Below are 21,282 nucleotides of genomic sequence, written 5' to 3'. Positions count from 1 at the left end.
CGACGACCTGCTCAGGCTCGCCGGCGCCGCCCGGGACCGGGCGCGCATCCGGATCGCCGCCCAGCTCTACCAGCAGGCCGCCGACACCCGCGACACCGCCGGCACGGGCGGCACGGGCGGCACGGGCGGGTCGCGCAGACGCTGCGAGCCCACGTTCGGCAGGTTGACCTTCAGCACCTCGCCGTAGTGCGCCTTGGACTGCTCGACGAGCCTGCGAGCCTTGCGCTGCGCCAGTTCGTCGGTCTCGGCGACTATCGGCCGGAAGGTGACCCAGAAGCGGATTTTGCCGGTCCGGCCGACCTTCCGCGCCTCCTCGTAGACCCGGTCAATCTGCTGCTTGGTCTGCTCCAGCGGCTCTCCCCACAGCGCGAAGATGTCCGCCTGAGCGCCACCCGCCGCATAGGCGTAATCCGACGATCCGCCGAGGGAGACCGGAATCGGCTCACCGGAATAGGTCTGGTAACCGGGCCCGAAGTCATCGAAGTCGTAGAATTCGCCGTGGTGCGAGAACGGCTCGGTCTTCGTCCACACATCTCGCAGGATCTGCACGAACTCGGCGGAGCGCCGGTAACGAGCATCCTTCTCGAGGTAGTCGCCCTGCCGCTGCTGCTCCTCGTTGCTCGAACCGGAGATGATGTGGACCGCCGTGCGCCCCTTGCCAAGCTGGTCGAGGGTGGACAGCGCCTGGGCGGCAACCGTCGGGAACGACGTGTTCGGCCGCACGGCGACCATCGGCTTCAGACGCTCGGTGTAGGTGAGGATTTCCGCCGAGCGAACGTACTGGTCAGGACCCGCCGAGTGGTAGGCCACCAACGTGTAGTCGAACCCGAAGTCCTCCAGCGTGCGCGTGCATCGACGGACGTACTCCGGGTCGAGCTTGCCACGCCAAAAGTCGGCCGCAATGCCCGCGCCCGGCTCACGCCAGTTAGCGGCATTGACGAATTCGACCGCCATCATTGTCCTCCTGCTTCGTGGCCCGGTACGGCGGAGCCAAAGGAGCCGCGCCGCGGTGCGAACGTGGCTTGTCCTGCGGCGAGCCCGGCCGAGACCGCGGCCACCACGGCGCCCTGCTGGTCGGACAGGTAGAAGTGGCCGCCGGGGAACACCTTCACCTCGAACGGTCCGGTGGTGTGCCGGCGCCAGAGCTCCGCCTCGGCGAGGGTCACCCTCGGATCGGAGTCCCCCACCATCGCGACGACGGCGGTGCCAATCACGGCGTCATGCGGCGCGGAATACGTTTCGATCGCCTGATAGTCGGCGCGGGTCGGCGGCAGGACCATCTCGACGAGTTCGGGGTCGGCGAGAACCCGCGGATCGGTCCCACCGAGCTCGCGCATCTCCCGGAGAAAGCCCGCGTCGTCGCGACGGTGGACGGTCTCGACCCGTTCGGTCGACGGCGCCCGCCGCCCCGACGCGAACAGCACGAACGGCGCCGGACCGCCGGCCGCCGCCAGCCGGCGGATGACCTCGAAGCCGACGATCGCCCCCATGCTGTGCCCGAAGAGGGCCAGGGGTCGGTCGGTGAGCGGGGCGAGGACCTCGGCGATCCGGTCGGCGAGCGGCGCGATGGCCGTGTGCGCCGGCTCCGCCCGCCGGTCCTGCCGCCCCGGATACTGCACGGCCTGTACCTCGGCGACCGAGGACAACGCCTTCGAGATCGGCAGATAGGTACTCGCGGCGCCGCCCGCGTGCGGGAAACAAACGAGCCGCGGGGCGTCGGGCGGGCCCGCATGAAACCGCCGCAGCCACCGGTCCGCCTCAGCGGACACGGTCATCTCCAAACCACCTTCTCCGGCCCGGACCAGCACCCGGCCGTGGCGTCGGAACCACCTTTTCCGTCGGAACCACTTTTCCCGTCGGAACCATCTTTTCCGTCGGAACCACCTTCTCCGGAGGAATTCGCATACCTACACAATAGGCGGTACGCCGGCCATCGGCTCGCCTTGTGAAGGGGAGTCGGCCACATCACCATCGATTTGTTTCCGCCCGGTGCCCGGGCACCCGGCGAAAGGCGACGGGACCGGAGGCGACGGGACGGAAGGCGACGCGGCGGGAAGCGACGCGGCGGGAAGCGACGCGGCGGGAAGCGACGCGGCGGGCGCGGGGGCCCATCTGCGGTTCGCCGCCCAGGCGATGATCGCGGCGGCGGCGGAGGCGAGGCCGCCGACGTAGAAGCCGGCGCGGGCGCTGTGGTGCTCGGCGAGCCAGCCGACTCCCAGGCTGCCCAGCGGCGTCGTCCCCTGCAGGATGAGGCTGTACAGGGCCATCACCCGGCCTCGGTAGCTCGGGTCGCTGCCGAGTTGGATGCGGTGGTTGGCCGCCTGGGCGAAGTAGAGGGTCGCGAAGCCGGTCAGCGCCAGCAGGCCGATCGCCGCCGGGTAGCTCGGCGCGACGCCCGTCGCCGCCTCGAGCACGCCGAACCCGAACGCCGAGACGATCACCAGCCTGGCCGGCGGGCGGCTGCGACGGCCGGTCGTGAGCAGCGCGGCGACCAGCGAACCGGCGGCGAGCCCGGTGGTGAGCAGGCCGAAGGAGGTGGCGTCGGCGTGGAAGACGGTGCGGGCCAGCAGCGGCACGGTGAGCTGGAAGTTCATCCCGAACAGGCCGACGACGGCCACCAGGCCCAGCACGACGACCAGATCGGCGCGGCCGAGCACGTAGCGCAGCCCGTCGACGATGCGGGGGGCGACCGCGGGGCGGGCATGGCGGTGGATCTCCGCCGGGCGCATCAGGCGCAGGCCGGCGACGGTCGCCAGGTAGCTTGCGGCGTTGATCGCCATCGCCGGGCCGGTGCCGAAGCCGGCGATGAGCGGGCCGGCGGCGGCCGGGCCGACGACCCGGGCGATGTTGAAGTAGGCGGCGCTGAGCGCGGAGGCGTTGGGCAGCAGCTCTGGGCCGACCAGCTCGCTGACGAACGCCATCCGGGTCGGCGTCTCGATGGCGTTGACCAGGCCGATCGCCAGCGCGAACGCGCAGACCTGCCACAGCCGCACCGAGCCGGCGAACACGAGCGTCGACAGCGCCAGGGCGAGCAGGCCGGCGACCAGGTTGGCGCCGGTGAGCAGCAGGCGTTTGTCGTGCCGGTCGGCGAGCCGGCCGCCGTAGAGGGTGAGCAGCAGCACCGGGGTGAACTGCAGCGCGGTGACGAGCCCGAGGGCCGTCCCGGAGTCGCCGCTGAGCGACAGGACGAGCCAGTCCTGGGCGGTGAACATCATCCACGTGCCCGTGACGGACAGCACCTGCCCGGCGGCGAAGAGCCGGAAGTTGTACACCCGCAGCGACCGGAATACGCCGTCGATGATCCGCTCCTCGCCCGTCGTGGTCATCGTCACCGGTGTCCATCGTCGCGGACGGCCGCGCGCGGCGGGCCCGCTGTCCGGTTCCGCGCCGTGGGCGCGTGGCCAAGGATCGCTAAAGGGCGCGGCCGGGGTTGAGGATGCCGGTCGGGTCGAAGACCCGGCGCACCTGGCGTTGCAGGTCGTGGCTGCGGCTGCCGAGTTCGGTGGCCAGCCAGCGGCGTTTGAGCACTCCGACGCCGTGTTCGCCGGTGACCGTGCCGCCGAGCTCCAGTGCGAGCGCGAAGATCTGCTCGGCGGCCGCCCACGCCCGGCGCGGGATCTCCGCCTCGGCCGGGTCGACGACGATGATCGGGTGCAGGTTGCCGTCGGCGGCGTGCGCCAGGGTGAAGATCTCCACCCCGGTGGCGGCGCCGATCTCGGCGACGCGGGCGGCGGCCTGCGCCAACCGCCCGCGCGGCACGGCGATGTCCTCGATGAGCACCCGCCCGAGGCGTTCCAGGGCGGGCAGCGCGGCGCGGCGGGCGGCGAGCAGCGTCTCGGCGGTCGCCGCGTCGGTGGAGCGCCGCACCAGCCGGGCCCGGGTAGCGAGGACCGCCTCGGCGGCGTCGGCCTCCTCGGCGGCGCCCGACCCGTCGGTCTGGACGAGCAGGAACACCTCCCCGTGGTCGGCCAGGTCGCTGCCGGTGGCGGCGTCGACGGCCCGCACGGTGCGGGCGTCGAGCAGCTCGGCGACGGCGGGGACGATGCCGGCGGCGCCCAGCGCGGTGACCGCGTCGACCGCGGCGGCGACGGTGTCGAAGAAGGCGGCGAGGGTGACGGTGGCCCGCGGCGCCGGCCGCAGCCGCACGGTCGCGCCGACGACGACGCCGAGGGTGCCCTCGGAGCCGACGAACAGGCCGGTCAGGTCGTAGCCGGCGACGCCCTTGACGGTGCGCCGCCCGGTGCTGATCAGCTCGCCGTCGGCGAGGACGACGTCGAGGCCCAGCACCGACTCGCGGGTCACGCCGTACTTGGCGCAGCGCAGCCCGCCGGCGTTGGTGGCGATGTTCCCGCCGATCGTGGAGATCGCCGCGCTCGCCGGGTCCGGCGCGTAGCACAGGCCGGCCTCGCGGGCGGCGGCGTCGAGGTCGGCGGTGATCACGCCCGGTTCGACGACGGCGACGGCGTCGTCGACGGACAGCTCGCGGATGCGGTTCATCCCGGCCAGGTCCAGCACGACGCCGCCCGGCGCGGCCGCGGCGCCGCCGGCGAGGCCCGTGCCGGCGCCGCGCACCGTCACCGGCACCCCGCGGGCGACGGCGACCCGCAGCACCGCCTGCACGTCGGCGACCTCGCGGGCGAACGCCACCCCGAGGGGGCGGCCGTCGGGGATCCAGCCCGAGCGGTCGAGGCGGTGCGCGTCGACGACCGCCGGGTCCGTGCTCCACCGGCCGACGGGCAGCGCGACGGCGAAGGCGTCCGCGCGGATCACGTCCGCGTCCACCGGGCCGGCGGCGCGGGCCCGCGGCGCGATGCCGGCCGCCGACGGCCGGGGCGGGCTGCCGGCCGCGGCCGGCCGGGGCGCCGACGGCCGGGGCGCCGACGGCCGGGGCGCCGACGGCCGGGGCGGGGTGGCGGTCACCGCGGGCCGGTGGCGACCGGCCGGGCAGGGTCGGACGACCACGCCGACCAGGAGCCCGGGAACAGCGCCGCGTCGAAGCCGGCGACGGCGAGGGCGGCGATCTCGTGCGAGGCCGTCACCCCCGACCCGCAGTACACCCCGATCGGCGCCTGCGTGGCGCCGCCGCTGGCCGAGGCGCCGAGGGCGAGGAAGCGGGCGCGCAGCTCCGCGGCGGGCAGGAACCGGCCGGCCGCGTCGAGGTTGTCCCCCGTCGACGCGCTGACCGCCCCCGGGATGTGGCCGGCACGCGGGTCGACCGGCTCCACCTCGCCGCGGTACCGCTCGGGCGCGCGGGCGTCGAGCAGGATCCCCTCGCGGGCCACCGCGGCGGCGGTGTCGGCGTCGAGGACGGGCAGGTGCCCCGGCTCGAGCACGATGTCGCCGGGCAGCGGGATGATCTCCCCGGTCTCGATCGGCAGGCCGGCGTCGCGCCAGGCGCCGAGCGCCCCGTCGAGGATGCGGACGTCGGCGACGCCGGCCCAGCGCAGCAGCCACCACGCCCGGGCGGCGGACAGCCCGCCGTTGTCGTCGTAGACGACGACCGGACGCCCGGCGGTCAGCCCCCAGGAGCGGGCGGCCCGCTGCAGGTCGGCGAGCTCGGGCAGCGGGTGGCGCCCGGCGGTGCCCCCGGGGGCGGCGGCCAGCTCGGTGTCGAGGTCGACGTAGACGGCGCCCGGCAGGTGACCCTCGCGGTAGTGGTCGTGACCGTCCGGGTCGCCGAGCGCCCAGCGGACGTCGAGCAGCAGCGGCGCCTGCGCCGAGCCCAGCTCGTCGTGCAGCGCCTTGGCGTCGACGAGCACCTCGCCGCTCGGCTGCCGGCCCGCCCTGGGCCCGCGCGTCACCCGACCCGCGGCCAGCAGCTCGGCGAGGTCGGCGTCACCGAGGCCGCCCGGCGGGGTGCCGAGGCGGGCGGCGACGGCGACGCGCCGCTGCACGCCCGCGTTCACCGGGGCGGTCAGGCCGTGCAGCCGGGCCAGCAGGACGATCTCCCCGTTGAGGAAGTCCGATTCGACCGAGCCGCCGCGGGCCAGGCTCTGCCAGGTGGAGCTGCCCTGGCGCGGGAAGCCGGGGATGTCGTGGATGACGAGCTGGGTGTGGTCGAACCCGCCGTCCTGGCGCAGGTCGGCGATGTCGATGCCGGCGGCGTCGAACGCCCGACGCGCCTCGGCGACGAGCTCGGCGGAGGCGGCGTCGCGCCGCGGGCTCGGCGGGTAGAGCGCGTCGAGGTTGTAGGCGAGGTTGCCCAGCAGCTTGCCGGCCTTCCAGCGGCCGATGTCGTCGACGATCCGCACGGCACTCGCCCCGCGGCGCAGGTCGGCGGCGATCTGTTCGACGACCGGGTCGCCGACGCCGCCGCCGGGCGCACGGCCCAGCAGGAACCCCGCGACGAGCGGCGCCGCCGGGGAGATCACCTCGCCCGGGCGCAGGTGCGACGACGGGCTGAGCACCATCGCGTCGACGACGACGGCGAAGCGGCGCAGCGCGGTGCGGGCGTTCTCGATGCCGTTCTGCAGCAGCACGACGGGCAGCGTCTCGGCGGCGGTGGAGCGCCCGCCGTCGACCGGCTGCCAGGCCCAGGCGGCGAGCAGGGCCTCGGAATCCTGGGACTTGGTGGCGAGCACGAGGACGTCGCCGGAGCGCAGCTCCACCTCGTCCGGCCCGCCGGCCACCGCCAGGTCCACACGCCGTTCCTCGGCCGGGCCGCCCTCGGCGGCCGGGGGGCGGATGTAGCGCAGCCCGTGGGCGCGCAGCGCGGCGAGATTGGCGCCCCGGGCGACGACGACGACGTCGATGCCGGCGAGGGACAGCTCCGCGGCGATGGTCGCGCCGACCGCGCCGGCTCCGATGACAACGTACCGGCGGCTCATCGCCCCGTTCCTCTCTGTCGCGTCTGGCCCGTGTTGTCCTGACTGTGCCACCGAAGCCGGGTTCCGCGCGTCCCCGCGGCCGTGGCCTGGATCGGTCCCCGTCGGTTCACCGCGCGGCTCCGGGCGGCGTCGCGGCCGTCGCGGCGGCGGCGAGCTCGGCGGCGAACCGCTGGCCGGGGACCGCGCCGAGCAGTTCGCGGGTGTGCTCCTCGGCCGGGGCGGTGAGGATCTTCTCGGCGGGGCCGGTCTCGACGATCCGCCCGCCCCGCAGCACCGCGACGTGGTGGGCGAGCTGGGCGACGACCGCGAGGTCGTGGGAGATGAACAGGTAGCCGACCCCCAGGTCCTGCTGCAGCCGCAGCAGGAGGGTGAGGATCTGCTCCTGCACGGACACGTCGAGCGCCGACACCGGCTCGTCGAGGAACACCAGCTCGGGTTCGAGAGCGAGCGCCCGGGCGATCGCGACCCGCTGGCGCTGGCCACCGGAGAGCTCCGCCGGCTTGCGGTCGGCGAACGCCGCCGGCAGGGCCACCTGGTCGAGCAGCTCGCGGACCCGCCCGGCGCGGCTGGCCCGGTCGCCGACCCGGAACGACACCAACGGCTCGGCGATGGTCTGCGCGACGGTGAACCGCGGGTCCAGCGACGAGTACGGGTTCTGGTGGACGAGCTGGAAGCGCCGCCGCAGCGGGCGCAGCTGCGACCAGCCGGCGTCGGTGATGTCGACGCCGTCGAGGTGGACGCGGCCCTGGGTCGGCTTCTCCAGGCCCATCGCGATGCGCAGCGCGGTGGTCTTGCCGGAGCCGGACTCGCCGACGAGCCCGAGGGTCTGCCCGGCGCGCACCGACAGGGTGACGTCGTCGAGGGCGCGGAACGTCCGCTCGCCGCTCGCGGTGCGGGGCAGCCGGAAGTCCTTGCCGATCCCGTCCAGACGCAGCACCTCGGGTGCCGGGGTGACGTCGGTGAAGCGGGGCACGACGCCGCCGGCGTGCGACAGCGCCGGGGCGGCGGCGATGAGGTGGCGGGTGTAGGGCTCCCGGGGCCGCAGCAGGATCGCCTCGGGGTCCCCCTGCTCGACGATCCGCCCGCGTTGCATGACCACGACCCGGTCGGCCCGGTCGGCGGCGACACCGAGATCATGCGTGATGATCAGCAGCGACGCGCCCGTCTCGGCGACGAGGCCGCCGAGGTGGTCGAGGATGCGCCGCTGCACGGTGACGTCGAGCGCGCTGGTCGGCTCGTCGGCGACGATGAGCCGGGGATGTCCGGCGATCGCGATGGCGATGAGCACCCGCTGGCGCAGCCCGCCGGACAGCGCGTTGGGGTACTGCCGGGCGCGCACCGCCGGCTGGTCCACCCCGGCGCGCTCCAGCGCCTCGATCACCTCCGCGTGGACGAGGCGCTTGTCGACGCCGCGGCGGCGCACCACCTCGGCGATCTGCCCGCCGATGCGCATCGTCGGGTTGAGCCCGACCATCGGGTCCTGCGGGACGAGCCCGACGACGTTGCCGCGGAACGTGCGCAGCACCCGGTCGGGGGCACCGGTGACGTCGGTGCCGGCGATGCGGATGCGGCCGGCGGTGATCACCCCACTCGACGGCAGCAGCCCAAGGATCGCGTTCGCCGTCGTCGTCTTGCCCGAGCCGGACTCGCCGACGACGGCCACCGTCTCCCCGGGGGCGATCGTGAGATCGACGTCCTCGACCGCCAGGGTGGTGCGTCCGCGCTGCTGGTAGCCGACGGACAGCCCGGCCAGCTCCACGATGGGGCCGGTGTCGGCGGGCGTGACGGGACCGCCGAGCGGCGCTGTCTCGGTGCTCAACGCTGCATCTCCTCGAGGGTGCGGGCGATGTGGTTGAGGCTGAACACGACCAGGCCGACGAACAGGCCGGGCAGCAGCGACAGCCAGGGGCTGGTGATGAGGAAGTTGCGGCCGTTGGAGATCAGCGTGCCCCACTCCGCGGCGGGCGGCGGCGTGCCGAACCCGAGGAAGCTCAGGGAGGAGATGACCAGCACGGCCGTGCCGAAGTCGAGCACCGCGAGCACGGACACCGGGCCCCAGGAGTTCGGCAGGATGTGGCGCACCAGCACCCGGCCCCAGGAGGCGCCGCCGGTGCGCGCCGCCTCCACGTAGGGCTGTTCCTTCACCCGTAGCACCTCGGCCCGGGTGGTGCGGGCGAAGGTGGGGGTGATGGTGGTCCCGACGGCGATCGCGATCGGCAGCAGGCCGAACCCGAGCGCGGTGACGATGACCAGGGCCATCAGGAGCGCCGGGATCGCCAGCAGGATGTCGACGAGCCGCATGAGCAGGCTGTCGACCCAGCCGCCGAAGAAGCCGGCGACGACGCCGAGGGTCAGCCCCGCGACGATGGCGATGAGCACCGCGCCGCCGGTCGCCTTGATCGTCAGGGTGGAGCCGTGCAGGACCCGGCTGAACAGGTCCCGGCCGAGTTCGTCCGTGCCGAACAGGTGGTGCACGCTCGGCCCCTTCAGCTTGTCCGTCGGGGACGTGGCGGACGGCTTGTAGGAGGTGAACAGCGACGGCGCGAGGCCCGACACGATCACGAAGACGACGAACAGCGCGGCGAGGACGAACCCCGGGCGGCGCAGCAGGGGTCCGGCCGCCGCGAGCAGGTCGTGCCGTCGTCGCCGCACCTCCCCGCCCGCCCCGGCGTCACCCGGCGCCGGGATCGCGGTGCCGGCCGGCTCCGCGGTGCCGACCGGATCGGCGACGTCCGCCGGCACCGCGACGGCGGCCGGCGCCGTGGCGGGGCCGGGCTGGGCGACCCCGGCCGGGGTGAGGACCGGTGGCGCGGCCACTGCCGGCCCGGCGGCGCGGGCGACGGCGGCGCGGGCGACGGCGGCGCGCTGCTCCGGCGGCGCGACGAGGTCGGTGTTCGGGGAAAAGATCTTGTCGGGCATCGGTACGGTCCCCCTCAGGCCGCCCGAGCCGCGCGGGCGACGCGCGGGTCGAGCAGCGAGTAGAGCAGGTCGACGAGCAGGCTGACCGCGACGAACAGCGCCGCCGCGATCAGGACGATGGCCTGGACGACGGGCACGTCCTGGCTGAGCACCGCCTGCTGCGCGAGCTGGCCGATGCCGTTGCGGGTAAACACCACCTCGACGACGACCGAGTTGACCACGGTGTACGCGACGACGACGCCGAGCAGGGTCAACGCCGGTAGCGAGGCGTTGCGCAGCGCGTGCCGGACCTGGATCGTCCAGCGGGACAGACCCTTGGCCCGGGCGGTGACGATGTAGGGCTCGCGCCAGGTGTCGCTGAGGCTGCGGGTGAGCAGTTGGGCGAGCATCGCGGAGCCCGGCAGGGCCAACGTGATCGCCGGCAGTACCAGGGAGCGCCAGCCGTGGGTGCCGGTCGCGGGCAGCCAGGTCAGCGAGAACGAGAAGACCTGGATGAGCAGCAGCCCGACGAAGAACTGCGGCAGCGAGACGCCGACGGCGGGCAGCCGGGCGAGCAGCATCCGCGCCGGGCGCCACTGGACGTAGGTGGCGAGGAAGGCGACGGAGGTGCCGAGCACCAGCATGATCACGACCGCGACGGCGCTGAGCAGGAGCGTCGAGGGCAGCCGGTCGGTGATGAGCTTGCCCACCGAGACGTTCTGCGTCAGCGACATCCCGAAGTCGAGGTGCAGCGCCCCCCACAGGTGGTGGAAGTACTGGACGAGGATCGGGTCGTCGAGGCCGTAGTGCGCCTTGAGGTCGTGCACCTGCGCCGCGGTGAGCTGGCTGATGTCGGAGCCGCTCGCCTCGAGCTGCAGGCTGATCGGGTCGCTGGGCAGGACGTTCAGGATGATGAAGGTGACGGTGTAGGCCGCCCAGAGCACGAGGAGTGCCTGGGCGACCCTACCGGCGAGATAGCGGGGCATGTGGGTACCGGTTCCTACGGTGGCGGGTTCCGGTCCCACGGTGGTGGTTCCGGTGCTGGGTGCGGGGTCCTACTTGGACAGCCAGATGTCGTTGGCGCGCAGGAAGCTCTCCGAGGTCCAGGCGAAGCCGTGCACCTTGGCCGAGACACCAGCGGTCTGCAGCCGGTCGTAGAGCGGGTAGGCCACGCCGTTGTCGATCAGGTAGTCCTGCAGGTCCTGGTAGGCGGCGCCGCGCTTGTCGGGGTCGACGGTGGACAGCCCCTTGGCGAACAGCGCGCTGACCTTGGCCGCGGTCGCGGGGTCCTGGGAGTACTTGGCGGTGTACTGCTTGGACACGGCCTGGTCGAGCGACGAGCCGAGCACGCTCGGGTCCGCCCGGGTCAGGTAGCTGGGCGCGAGGTCGTAGTTGCCGGCGTTGCCGTTCGGGGTGAGCTGCGCGGCCGTGAGGGTCTTGATCTGGAGGTCGATGCCGACCTTCTTGAGCTGGTCCTGGATGAGCTGGTCACCGGGGCCCGGCGCGGTGGTGGCGTAGATCAGGGTCAGCTTCTTGCCGTCCTTCTGCCGGAAGCCGTCGGAGCCCGGCTTCCAACCCGCGGCGTCGAGCAGCTTGCCCGCCCCGGCGGGGTCGTAGGCGAGCTTGGCCGACTCGTCCGCCACGTACGGGGTGGTCGAGGTCAGCGGGCTCTTGGCCACCGGGTAGCCGTCCCAGAAGACGGTCTTGGCGTAGGTGTTCAGGTCCAGTGCCTTGTACAGCGCCTTGCGCACCTGCAGATCGGCCAGCGGCCGCCCGGCGGTGACGTTCGGGTACAGGTTCCCGCTGATGCCGGGCAGGGCGCGGGTCTCGACGGTGGCGCCGGAGGCCTTGATGACCTGCTGGTCGGCGGAGGTGATCGGCTGGCGCGGCCAGGCGATGTCGATCGTGCCGTTGGTCAGGCTGCCGACCCGGACGTTGTCCTCGGCGATGTAGCTGACGTCGATGCCGTCGAGGTACGCAGCGCCCTTGTTGGTGATCAGCGAGCTGGGCCAGGCGTAGCCGGCACGCTTGGTGAGCTTCGCCGACTTGCCGGCCGAGTAGCTGTCGAGGGTGAACTCGCCGGAGCCGACGATCTTGCCGGCGCAGCGTGCCTCGGGCGTCTCCTTGTAGGTCGCCGGCGACAGGATGGCCGTCGTCGTCGTCGAGGATGCCTGCAGGAACGCGGCGTTGGGCGTGGCGAAGTCGACCCTGACGGTGAACGGGTCGACGACGGTGGTCGACTTGTAGCCGGCCAGGTAGGTGACGCCGAGCGTCGACTTGGCGCCGAGGTCGTGCAGCCCGTCGTAGGCCGTCTTGACCGCGGTCGCGTCGAATTTGGTGCCGTCGCTGAACGTCACGTCCTTGCGCAGGTTGAACGTGTACGAGGTGGCGTCGGCGTTCACCGTCCAGCTCGTGGCCAGCCAGGGGACGATCTTGCCGGTCTTCGGGTCCTGGTCGGTCAGCGAGTCGGCCACGTTGCGGTCGATGCTGCGGGACTCGATCCAGTACACCTGGTTCGGATCGATGCAGGCCTGGAAGTCCGACCAGAAGGCGATCTTCAGACGCCCGCCGGGAACGGGCTTGCCGTCCTGGGTGCCGCCGGCCGCCGAGCTGCCGCCGGAGGAGGAACCGCCGCTCCCGCAGGCCGCGAGGGAGACGGCCGCGAGGACGGAGACGGCTGTTGCGGCCAGCCGTCGCCTCGTTCGGTGACGGTGCGACGTGAACATGGTGATGGTGCTCCCCCTTGTGACGTTCCGCGACGAGCGGACACGATGGTGGACGGGATGGATGGAGTGGGCAGGCATGGACTGGGGCCGGGCTGGATGGACCGGGGCCGGGCTGGTGGAGCCGCGGCGGTGGCTAGCCGGCGGCGGGCGCCGCGGCGGCGAGGACACGCCGGCCCGCGATGAGCAGCGCGGTGTCCTCCTGCGGCGGGTGGACCCGGACGCAGTGGACGTCACGCAGGTGGCGTTCGAGCGGGTTGCGCCGCGTCAGGCCGGGATTGCCGATCGCGGCGACCGCGGTCTGCACGGCGGTGATCGCGGCCCGGGCGATGAGCGGCTTGGCGAGAACGGAGCGTTCCGCCGCCTCCGGTGCGCCATCCTCGAAGCGGCGGGCCACCCCGAAGGCGATCTCCTCGGCGGCGACGAGCTGCGCCTCGATCTCCCCGGCGACCGTCTGGATCCGCTCGGTCGTGGCGATCGGCCGGCCCAGCGCCGTGGGGACCCGCTCGTTGGCGAAGCGCACGAAGAACTCCTGCGCGGCCCGGGCCACCCCGATGTACAGGGCGGTCGCCCCGATCCCGACGGCGGCGAACCCGGCGTCCGGGGTCTGGGCGGAGGCGGGCAGTCCGCGGAAGTTGGCGGCGGGCACCTCGACGTCACGGTAGATCACGTCGTGGGTGCTGCTCGCCCGCAGCCCGAAGTGGTCCCAGGTACGGACGATCTCGATGCCGGGCGAGTCGGCGGGAATGATCACGTGCCCGAGCAGCGGGTCGTCCTCCTCTGTGGCGACCCAGACCAGGTGGTAGCTCAGCCCCTCGGAGCTGGTCGCGAAGCCCTTGTGCCCGTTGATCACCCAGCCGTCCGCGGTGCGCCGGATCTTCGTCGCCGGCAGGCCGCCACGGGCCGGGGCGCCGAGCTCCGGCTCGGCCCGGATCGCGTTGAGCAGCACCGGCCGGTCCAGCGAGTCGGCGACGACCTGCCGGTACAGCTCGTCGGGCCAGAACGGGTCACGGGCCTGCAGCACGTGCTGGAAGACGGTCATCGCGGAGACCAGCGCCACCGACGGGTCGCCCTTGCCGAGGGCCTCGAACACCCGGATGCTGTCGGTCGGGCTCAGCGCCCGCCCGCCGTAGCGCGGGTCGATGCCCAGGCGCAGCAGGCCCGCGTCGTGCACGGCCTGCACGCCCTTCCAGGGGAACTCCCCGGACCGGTCGTACTCCTCGGCGGTGGCGGCGAGCTGGGCGCCGACCCGGGCCAGCGCCTCGTCGGAGATGTCGACCGCGGGCAGCGGCGTCGTGGGCGTGACCTCGCCCACCGGCACGGACTCGGCCTCGGTACCCGTCGGCGCGATCACGCCGGCCACGCCGGTCGGGACGGTCACGCCGGTCAGGACGGTCACGCCGGTCGGGACGGTCACCTCGGTCGGGGGGGTCATGACGCCACCCCCGCCCCGGCCGCGCCGACGAGCTCGGGCCGGGAGAGGCCGGCGTCGAGGGGGACGACCTCGCCGCGCTGGCCGGTCGCCTCCCGGTGGGCCAACTCCTGGCGCACCAGCGGCAGGACGTAGCGGCCGTAGTCGACGACGTCGTTGAAGTTGTCGTAGCCGCGGATCGAGATCAGTTCGGCGCCGAGGTCGATGTAGTCGAGGATCGCCGCGGCGACCGTCTCCGGCGTCCCGACCAGGGCCGTCGACGCGCCGGCGGCGTTGGTCGCCTTGGCGGGTGCGGTCCACAGCGCACGGTCGTGCACCTCGCCGCGGGCGGCGGCGGCCAGCAGCCGCTGGGAGCCGACGTTGGCCGGAGCGGCCTTGCGGTCCACCCGGAAGCCCCGGTGGAGTCCGCCGTTGCCCTGCAGGACGTCCAGGATGTGGTGTGCCTTCTCCCAGGCGAGCTCCTCGGTCGGCGCGATGATCGGCCGGAAGCTCACCCAGATCCGCGGGGTGTCGCTGCGACCGGCGAGGCGTGCCTGCTCGTTCACCGCGTCGATCTGCTGGCGGGTCTCGGCCAGCGGCTCGCCCCACAGCCCGAAGATGTCGCCCTTGGCGCCGCCGACCTGGTAGGCCTCCGCCGAGGAGCCGCCGACCGACACCGGGATGGTGCCGTTGACCGGCCGGACCAGGGAGACGAAGTCCTCGAACGAGTAGTAGGTCCCGGCGTGGTCGAACGGTGTCGTCGAGGTCCACACCCTGCGCAGGATGTCGATGTACTCCGACTGCCGGGCGTACCGCTCGGTCTTGCTCAGCCGGTCGCCCTCGCGGGCCTGCTCGTGGTCGTCGCCACCGGCGATGAAGTGCACGACGGCCCGCCCGCCGCTGAGCTGGTCGAGCGTGGCGAGCTGCTTGGCGGCGACCGTCGGGTACATCGTGTTGGGCCGCAGCGCCACGACCGGCCTGACCCGCTCGGTGTGCTGGGTGATCGCCGAGGCCAGGGTGAACGGATCATGGAACGGCGAGCCGTAGGCCACGAGCGTGTAGTCGAAGCCGCCCTCGTCCAGCGCCCGCGCGTACCGCTTGAAGAACGGCAGGTCGATGGTGGTGTTCCTGAGCCCATTGAGCTCGTTGGTTGAGTTGACGTTGATCGCGCTGATGAACTCGACGGGCATCAGGGTCCTCCGGGAAGACGGTCAGACGCGGGGACGGTGGGGGCAGGTCACGACCAGCGCGCGATGGCGGGCAGTTCGCTACCGAGCCGCAGGCGTTCGAGGAACAGCACGACCGCCGCGGCGGCGGTGCGGTGGGTGGCGTCGTTGAGGGCGTCGTGCCTGCCCCCGTCGATGGTGACCAGCTCGGCCCGGGGCGCCGCCGCGTAACGGGCGCGCACCTGGCCGAGCGGGCTGACGAGGTCCGCCGTGCCGTGCAGGCCCAGCACAGGCAGGTCCACCCGGCCCAGGTCGCCGTCGGCCAGCCAGGCCGGCGGCACGGGCGTGTCCAGGCCCCCACGACGCAGGTGCGGGTCGGCGCTCAGCCGGGCCTGATGGGTCGGGCAGGCCGTACGCGCCGCGAGCTCTGCCGCCCAGCGGCCTTCGCCGCCGGCGTCGTCGGCCCCCGCCCCGGTCGCTCCCGCCACGGCTCCCCCCGCCCCGGGTGCCCCCGCCCCGGGTGCCCCCGCCGCGACCGAGGTGGCGGCCGCCGCGGAGGCGGTGCCCGCCGGAGCCGGGGCGCCGGCGGCGGCCGGCGGCAGGCCGACGAGCAGCAGCGCGTCGGCCTGCACGGTCCCCGTCGCGGCGAGGGCGGCGACGAACGCGGCGCCGGCGTCGGAGCCCGCCAGGACGCGGGGCGCGGGCAGGTCTGGGGCGCTCAGCAGGGTGCGGATGTCCGCCGTCACCGCGTCCGCGTCGAGGGTCGGGTCGCCGACGACGCGCACGCGGTAGCCGTCGAACGCGATCCGGGCGCCGAACCGCTCGTAGATGCCGGGGTACTCGCCGCGTCCGACGACCAGGATGATCGTTCCACGCGGGGCGACGGCAGGCGGGTTGTCCCACGCGGCGATGGTCGGGGCCGGCGCGGGGGCGGTGGAGAGCTGGGCGGAGGTCATCGAGGCGTCCTTCGTCCGGGAGTGGGGACTCGGCCCGGTCATGGGGGCCCGGGCCGGGGTGCGGGCGGTCGGATACAGGCGGTCGGGGCGGGTGGTGACGGCGGATGCGCGCCGGGCGCGGTGGCCGGTGGCGCCGGGCACGGCGGGTGCGGGCAGACCGGGGCCGGCGGGCCGTCGGCGCACGGGGCAGGCGCGCACGGCCGGCCGTCCGAGCACGAGGGCACGACGGCGGCGGAGACGTGGATGGAAGGCGGCTGGGCGGAGGCGGCGGCCGGGCGGGAGGCGCCTGGCCTGGAGCGGCACGGAAACGCGGGCGGACGGGCACCGCGTGCACCGGGAGGGCTGACGAGCGCATGCGCCCGCCGACTCCGTCACGCCGTGCGAGGATCGGGGCTTGACCTGCGTCCCCGGGCAGCGCCGCCCGTCGCGGCGGGCCGGCATGCGGCGGTCGCGGCAGCGGTGGACTACCCGGCCGGCCGGGGCGTCACCGCGCCGACGCCGTCAGGCGGGGCCGGGACGGCGGCCGAAACCGGCTGGCGGCGCGGGTCGCGTCAGCGGCAGCGACAACAGGACGACGCGAGGATGCCGAAGTCGACGACCCGCCGACGAGTCAACACCCGCCGGGGTAGCGGGACGGCAACGATGCAGCCGGCACGAGGGGCGTTGACCTGCCCGAACCGGGATGCGCGTGACCTGCCGACCATGTCCATGAGGATGGTGGGTTTTCCTCCGGTTGTCCAACGCCGATCCGCGATCGCACCGATCAGGATTCGCGATCGTTCGTGTTATGGTGCGCCATGTGTCCTCCGTGCTCGACATAAACGCTTTGCGCAGCCTCGTCTCGATCGCCGACAGCGGTGGCTTCCGGCGGGCCGCGGAGGCCCTGTGCGTCTCGCAGTCCGCCGTGAGCCAGCACGTCCGGCGGCTGGAGAAGACGGTCGGGCGCCCGCTGGTCGAGCCGGACGGTCGGGCCACCCGCTTCACCCCCGACGGCGAGCTCCTGCTCGCCGCGGCGCGACGGATCCTCGCCCTGCACGACGGCACCCTCGAACAGCTCGGTGTCGGCGCCCCGGCCCGGCCGTCCACGATCACCGTCGGCGCCACCGAGCACGCCGCGGATCACCTGCTGCCACTGTGGATGGAGGCGCTCACCGCCGGGTTCCCGGAGGCGCGTGTGCAGTTCCGCCTCGACCGGGGGGCCCGCCTCAACGAGGCACTCGACCAGGGCGCGGTTGACGTCGCCGTGCTCATCGGCTCGGCCCGCGCCGCCGTGTCCCGGCCCGCCGGCACCCTGCCACTGGCCTGGTACGCGGCCGCCGGCTGGACGCCGCCGCCACCGGACCGTCCGCTGCCCCTGGTCGCCATCAACGATCCGTGCACGATCCGCAGCCAGGCGTTGAGCACCCTGGCGCGGGTCGGCCGCACCGCCTGGGTGGTCGGCGAGGCCGGTCACCTCGCCGGGGTGCTGCAGGCCGCCCGGGCGGGCGTCGGGGTGGCGCTGCTCGCGGATGTCGGCCCGGTCCCACCCGGCCTGGTCCGGCGCGACGATCTGCCCCCGGTCGCCCCCGAGCCGCTGCACATCCGCGCCCGGCGGGGGGCGCCGCCCCGGCTCGCCGAGCTCATCGGCGACACCGTCATCGCCGCGCTGGCCTGAGACCAGGCCCCGGGTCCCGCCCCGGTCGCCGGCCCGGTCGCCGGCCCACCCGTCTGAACCGCCCGTCGGGGCCGCCCGTCGGGGCCGTCCGTCAGGCCGTCCGTTGGGGCCGTGCGTCGGGGCCGTCCGTTCGGGCCGTCCTGCATGACCGCAGGTCACGGCGGGCATGCTCCCCGTGGAGGTGGTCGGGATGGTGCCCGCGTTGGCGATGGCCGCCGCTGGGACGGAACTGTCCCAACCGGACACGGTGGTGGCGGATCTGCTCGAGATCCTGCGCCGCCAGCTACGGATGGACCTCGCCGCGCTGGCCAGGGTAGAGGACGGGCACCTGGTCCTGCAGGTGCTGCGCGGGGACGTCGCCGGGTTCGGGCTGCGCGCGGGCGCGACGATCAGCCGCCGAGACTCCCTGCTCGGGCAGGTGCTGGCCAGCGAGCTGCCCGCGATCGTCGCGGACACCCTGGCCGATCCGCGCCTCGCCGGCAACCGCGACATCCTGGACAGGGGCATCGGCTCCTACGCCTCGGCGCCGATCGTCGACGGCGAGGGCAGGGTGTACGGCGTCCTGTGCTGCGCCGGACACCGGGCCCGGCCGGCGAGCCCCGAACGCGACGGGCGCTTCCTGCGGCTGCTGGCGGCGTTCCTCAGCGACACCGTCCTCGACCTGCACGAGATGTGGGCGCGCCGGCGCCGGGTCTGGCAGGAGGTCAGCGACCTGATCGACAGCGGCGGCCCACAGATCATCTACCAGCCGATCTTCCGGCTCGCCGACCAGAGCATCATCGGCGTGGAGGCGCTGTCACGGTTCCCGGGCGGACGCCGTGGGGCGCAACGCTGGTATGCCGACGCGGCCACCGTCGGGCTGAGCACCGAGCTGGAACGACTCGCGATCGGCCGGGCGCTCGCCGTCCTGCCCGTCCTACCCGGCGATCTCACCCTGGCCGTCAACGCCTCCCCCACCACCATCTCCGCCGGCCTGCTGGACCTGCTTCCCGACACCGCGGCCGGCCGGATCGTCGTCGAGATCACCGAACACGAGCACATCGGGACCGACAAGCACCTGCTGAGGGCCGTCGAGCAACTGCGCACCCGGGGGGTGCGGATCGCCATCGACGACATCGGCACCGGCTACGCGGGCCTGGAGCAGCTCCTGCACCTGCGCCCGGACATCATCAAGCTGGACGGCGTCATCACCCGGGACATCGACACCGACGCCGCCCGCCGCGCCATCGCGACCGGCCTGGTCGAGGTCGCCGGCGAGATCGGGGGCAGCGTCGTCGCGGAGGGCATCGAGACCCCGGCGGAGCTGGCCACCGCGATGGCCGCGGGCATCCACTACGGCCAGGGCTACCTGCTGGGCCATCCCGGCCCGCCCGCCGGAGCCGCCTGGCTGCGGCCCGACGCACGACGCCCCGTCGTCGCCGGCGGCCCCGGCGGCCCCAGCGGCCCCGGCGGCCCCGGTGGCCCCGGTGGCCCCGGTGGCCCGCAGCCACCGGCCGGCAAGCCCGCGGCCCACCGCGACCCGAGACCAAACCGGCCGGACCACCGCGGCCCGCTATCGTCGGCCGATGCCCGTCGATGATCCCGACCCCCGGCGCACCCAGCGGGAGCGCCGCGCCAGCAGCCGCGAGCTCATCCTCGCTGCGGCGGTCCGGGGTCTGTTCGAGGACGGTTACGCCCGGACGACCACCGTGGCGATCCAGACCAGAGCCGGGGTGTCCCGCGGCCGGTTGCTGCACCACTTCCCGTCCCGGGAGGACCTACTGGTGGCGGCGGCCCAGCACCTGGCCGGCGAGCGCATCGAGGAGATGCGGCGTTTCGTCCTGTCCGCCGCCGAAGGGCCCATCGCCGACGGCCCCCCCGCCGGCGGCGGCGAGCGGATCGACCTCGCCACCGAGCTGCTGTGGGAGACCTTCCGGGCGCCGTACTTCTGGGCGGCGATGGAGCTGTGGACCGCCGCCCGCACCGACGCCGATCTCGCCGCCACCCTCGCGACCGCCGAACGGCAGCTCGGCGGCGCGATCGACAGCGTCGTCGCCACGATGTACGGGCCGGTGCTCAGCGCCCACCCGAACTTTCCCGCCGCCCGGGATCTGATCTTCTCCAGCATGCGCGGGGTCGCCCTGACCTACGCGGTCACCGGGCGTGATCCGCGGACCGAGCCCCATCTGGCCCTGTGGAAACGGGTGCTGCGCGAGATGCTGGCGGCCTCGGAGAGCTGACCGCAGCGGCGTTTCGAGACCCCGATCGAGGCCCCACGCGGCGCCTGCGCCACACTAACAGTCACGTCTGACTGTTAGTGTGGCGAGGTTTCCGACGCGAGGAGCACCTCGATGGCGAACGACCGACCGCTGACCTCCCCGGCGCCCGACGCGACCGGCCAGGTGCCGCGCACGCAGGACCGGATGACCCATGACGTGTGGCTGCCCGACGAGACCGTCGCGCTGCGGGCGCAGGCCCGGGCCGCGGTGGAGAAGCGGCTGGCGCCGCACGCCCGCGAGATCGGCCAGCGCGAGGAGTCCGCGGACAGCTTCCCCTGGGCGGTCTTTCGGGGGCTGGCGGAGGAGGGCCTGTTCGCGGTGCCGTTCGGCGCGGACTTCGGCCGCGGCCTGACCCATCCGATGCTGGGGACCTGCACGGTCACCGAGGAGATCGCCTACCATTCGTCGTCGATGGCCGGGGTCTACGACGGGCAGTGCATCCTGGTGCCGCAGACCCTGACCTTCGCCTCGCCGGCGCTGCGTGCCCGGCTCATCCCCGAGTTGGTCAGCGGCCGCACCGCCTTCTCGTTCGCCACCACCGAACCGGAGACCAGCTCGGACCTCACCGCCACCCGGATGCAGACCGTCGCGGAGCGCACCGCCGACGGCTTCGTCGTCAACGGCCGCAAACGCTGGATCACCAACAGCGTCGTCGCGGGCTGGGTGTCGGTGCTCGTCCGCGCTGGGCGGTCGGACCGGGCGACGATGCTGCTGGTCGACCTGTCCTCGCCCGGCGTCCGCATCGGCGCGCCCGACCTGAAGATGGGTCACCGCGGCCAGCTCACCGCCGACATCGTGTTCACCGACGTGCACGTGCCGGCGGACAACGTCCTCGGTCCGACCGATGGCGGCCTCGGCGTGGCGCTGTCCGCGCTGGTGCGCGGACGGATCGGCATCGGCGCCGCCGGCGTCGGGGTCGCCCAGGCCGCCCTCGACCTCGCCGTGCACCGGTTGCGCACCCGGCACGTGTTCGGCGCCCCGCTCGGCGGCATGCAGCACTGGCAGTTCCAGATGGCCCAGCGGGCCACCGAGATCGAATGTGCCCGCTCGCTGTACCAGAAGGCAGCGCTCCTGCTCGACCGCGGCGATCGCAGCGCCGAACCGGAGGCCGCCATGGCCAAGGCGTACGGCACGCGCCTGGCCAACGACCTCGTCCGCGAGGCCATCCAGATCCACGGCGCGGTCGGCTTCGCCCGCCGGGTGGCCGAGAGCGGCGAGTCGGTCCGTCTGGAGGAGATGTACCGCGACGCCAAGATCCTGGAAATCTTCGAGGGCGCCAACGAGCTCCAGCAGTGGATCGTCGCCCGCCAGCTCATCGGCCGCGACGTCACCGGCTGAAACTGGCCGGCGTCGATGATAGGTCCCTTCCGGTGCCGGCGTGCACCGGCT

16 protein-coding genes are annotated in these 21,282 nt (G+C 73.9%); 4 read left to right on the top strand and 12 right to left on the bottom strand.

Annotation, left to right across the window (positions count from 1 at the left end; genetic code table 11):
* Positions 1-66 precede the first annotated feature (66 nt).
* The 12 genes from AC5R91_RS01755 to AC5R91_RS01700 all read right to left on the bottom strand — a co-directional run bounded on the left by AC5R91_RS01755 (position 67) and on the right by AC5R91_RS01700 (position 15,981).
* On the bottom strand, positions 67-954 hold the full coding sequence (locus AC5R91_RS01755; protein WP_495395317.1) for an LLM class flavin-dependent oxidoreductase: 888 nt from the start codon (positions 952-954) through the stop codon (positions 67-69).
* Positions 954-1,775: a thioesterase II family protein gene (locus AC5R91_RS01750; RefSeq protein ID WP_495395316.1), complete on the bottom strand. Its 822-nt coding sequence runs from the start codon at positions 1,773-1,775 to the stop codon at positions 954-956. The genes AC5R91_RS01755 and AC5R91_RS01750 overlap by 1 nt, the downstream gene beginning before the upstream one ends.
* Positions 1,776-1,907: 132 nt before the next feature.
* Positions 1,908-3,326 carry an MFS transporter gene (locus AC5R91_RS01745; RefSeq protein ID WP_495395315.1) on the bottom strand — a complete coding sequence of 473 codons (1,419 nt, stop codon included), beginning with the start codon at positions 3,324-3,326 and terminating at the stop codon, positions 1,908-1,910.
* Positions 3,327-3,411: 85 nt separating this feature from the next.
* On the bottom strand, positions 3,412-4,782 hold the full coding sequence (locus AC5R91_RS01740) for an FAD-binding oxidoreductase (protein WP_495397877.1): 1,371 nt from the start codon (positions 4,780-4,782) through the stop codon (positions 3,412-3,414).
* 134 nt (positions 4,783-4,916) lie between these two features.
* On the bottom strand, positions 4,917-6,827 hold the full coding sequence (locus tag AC5R91_RS01735) for an FAD-dependent oxidoreductase (RefSeq protein ID WP_495395314.1): 1,911 nt from the start codon (positions 6,825-6,827) through the stop codon (positions 4,917-4,919).
* A 106-nt stretch (positions 6,828-6,933) separates the two neighbouring features.
* Positions 6,934-8,646, bottom strand: coding sequence for a dipeptide ABC transporter ATP-binding protein (locus tag AC5R91_RS01730; protein WP_495395313.1), 1,713 nt, complete (start codon positions 8,644-8,646; stop codon positions 6,934-6,936).
* On the bottom strand, positions 8,643-9,746 hold the full coding sequence (locus AC5R91_RS01725; protein WP_495395312.1) for an ABC transporter permease: 1,104 nt from the start codon (positions 9,744-9,746) through the stop codon (positions 8,643-8,645). Before AC5R91_RS01725 ends, AC5R91_RS01730 begins: the two co-directional genes overlap by 4 nt.
* Positions 9,747-9,760: 14 nt before the next feature.
* Positions 9,761-10,711, bottom strand: coding sequence for an ABC transporter permease (locus AC5R91_RS01720; RefSeq protein WP_495395311.1), 951 nt, complete (start codon positions 10,709-10,711; stop codon positions 9,761-9,763).
* Positions 10,712-10,780: 69 nt separating this feature from the next.
* Complete coding sequence (locus AC5R91_RS01715) at positions 10,781-12,451, bottom strand: ABC transporter substrate-binding protein (protein WP_495395310.1); 1,671 nt, start codon at positions 12,449-12,451, stop codon at positions 10,781-10,783.
* A gap of 133 nt (positions 12,452-12,584) precedes the next feature.
* On the bottom strand, positions 12,585-13,802 hold the full coding sequence (locus tag AC5R91_RS01710; protein WP_495397875.1) for an acyl-CoA dehydrogenase family protein: 1,218 nt from the start codon (positions 13,800-13,802) through the stop codon (positions 12,585-12,587).
* A 77-nt stretch (positions 13,803-13,879) separates the two neighbouring features.
* Positions 13,880-15,049 carry an LLM class flavin-dependent oxidoreductase gene (locus tag AC5R91_RS01705; protein WP_495395309.1) on the bottom strand — a complete coding sequence of 390 codons (1,170 nt, stop codon included), beginning with the start codon at positions 15,047-15,049 and terminating at the stop codon, positions 13,880-13,882.
* A gap of 47 nt (positions 15,050-15,096) precedes the next feature.
* Complete coding sequence (locus tag AC5R91_RS01700) at positions 15,097-15,981, bottom strand: lysophospholipase (RefSeq protein ID WP_495397874.1); 885 nt, start codon at positions 15,979-15,981, stop codon at positions 15,097-15,099.
* Positions 15,982-16,780: 799 nt separating this feature from the next.
* Here AC5R91_RS01700 and AC5R91_RS01695 point away from each other — a divergent pair.
* The 4 genes from AC5R91_RS01695 (at position 16,781) to AC5R91_RS01680 (ending at position 21,231) form a co-directional block, all read left to right on the top strand.
* Entirely contained in the window at positions 16,781-17,635 is an 855-nt protein-coding gene (locus AC5R91_RS01695) for a LysR family transcriptional regulator (RefSeq protein WP_495395308.1), read from the top strand.
* A 166-nt stretch (positions 17,636-17,801) separates the two neighbouring features.
* On the top strand, positions 17,802-19,214 hold the full coding sequence (locus AC5R91_RS01690; protein WP_495395307.1) for a sensor domain-containing phosphodiesterase: 1,413 nt from the start codon (positions 17,802-17,804) through the stop codon (positions 19,212-19,214).
* Positions 19,201-19,854, top strand: a complete 654-nt coding sequence (locus AC5R91_RS01685; protein WP_495395306.1) for a TetR/AcrR family transcriptional regulator — start codon at positions 19,201-19,203, stop codon at positions 19,852-19,854. Before AC5R91_RS01690 ends, AC5R91_RS01685 begins: the two co-directional genes overlap by 14 nt.
* A 111-nt stretch (positions 19,855-19,965) precedes the next feature.
* On the top strand, positions 19,966-21,231 hold the full coding sequence (locus AC5R91_RS01680; RefSeq protein WP_495395305.1) for an acyl-CoA dehydrogenase family protein: 1,266 nt from the start codon (positions 19,966-19,968) through the stop codon (positions 21,229-21,231).
* Positions 21,232-21,282: the final 51 nt, after the last annotated feature.

The sequence above is a fragment of the Frankia sp. BMG5.60 genome (assembly GCF_059428125.1).
This window is presented reverse-complemented; position numbering and strand designations above follow the sequence as displayed.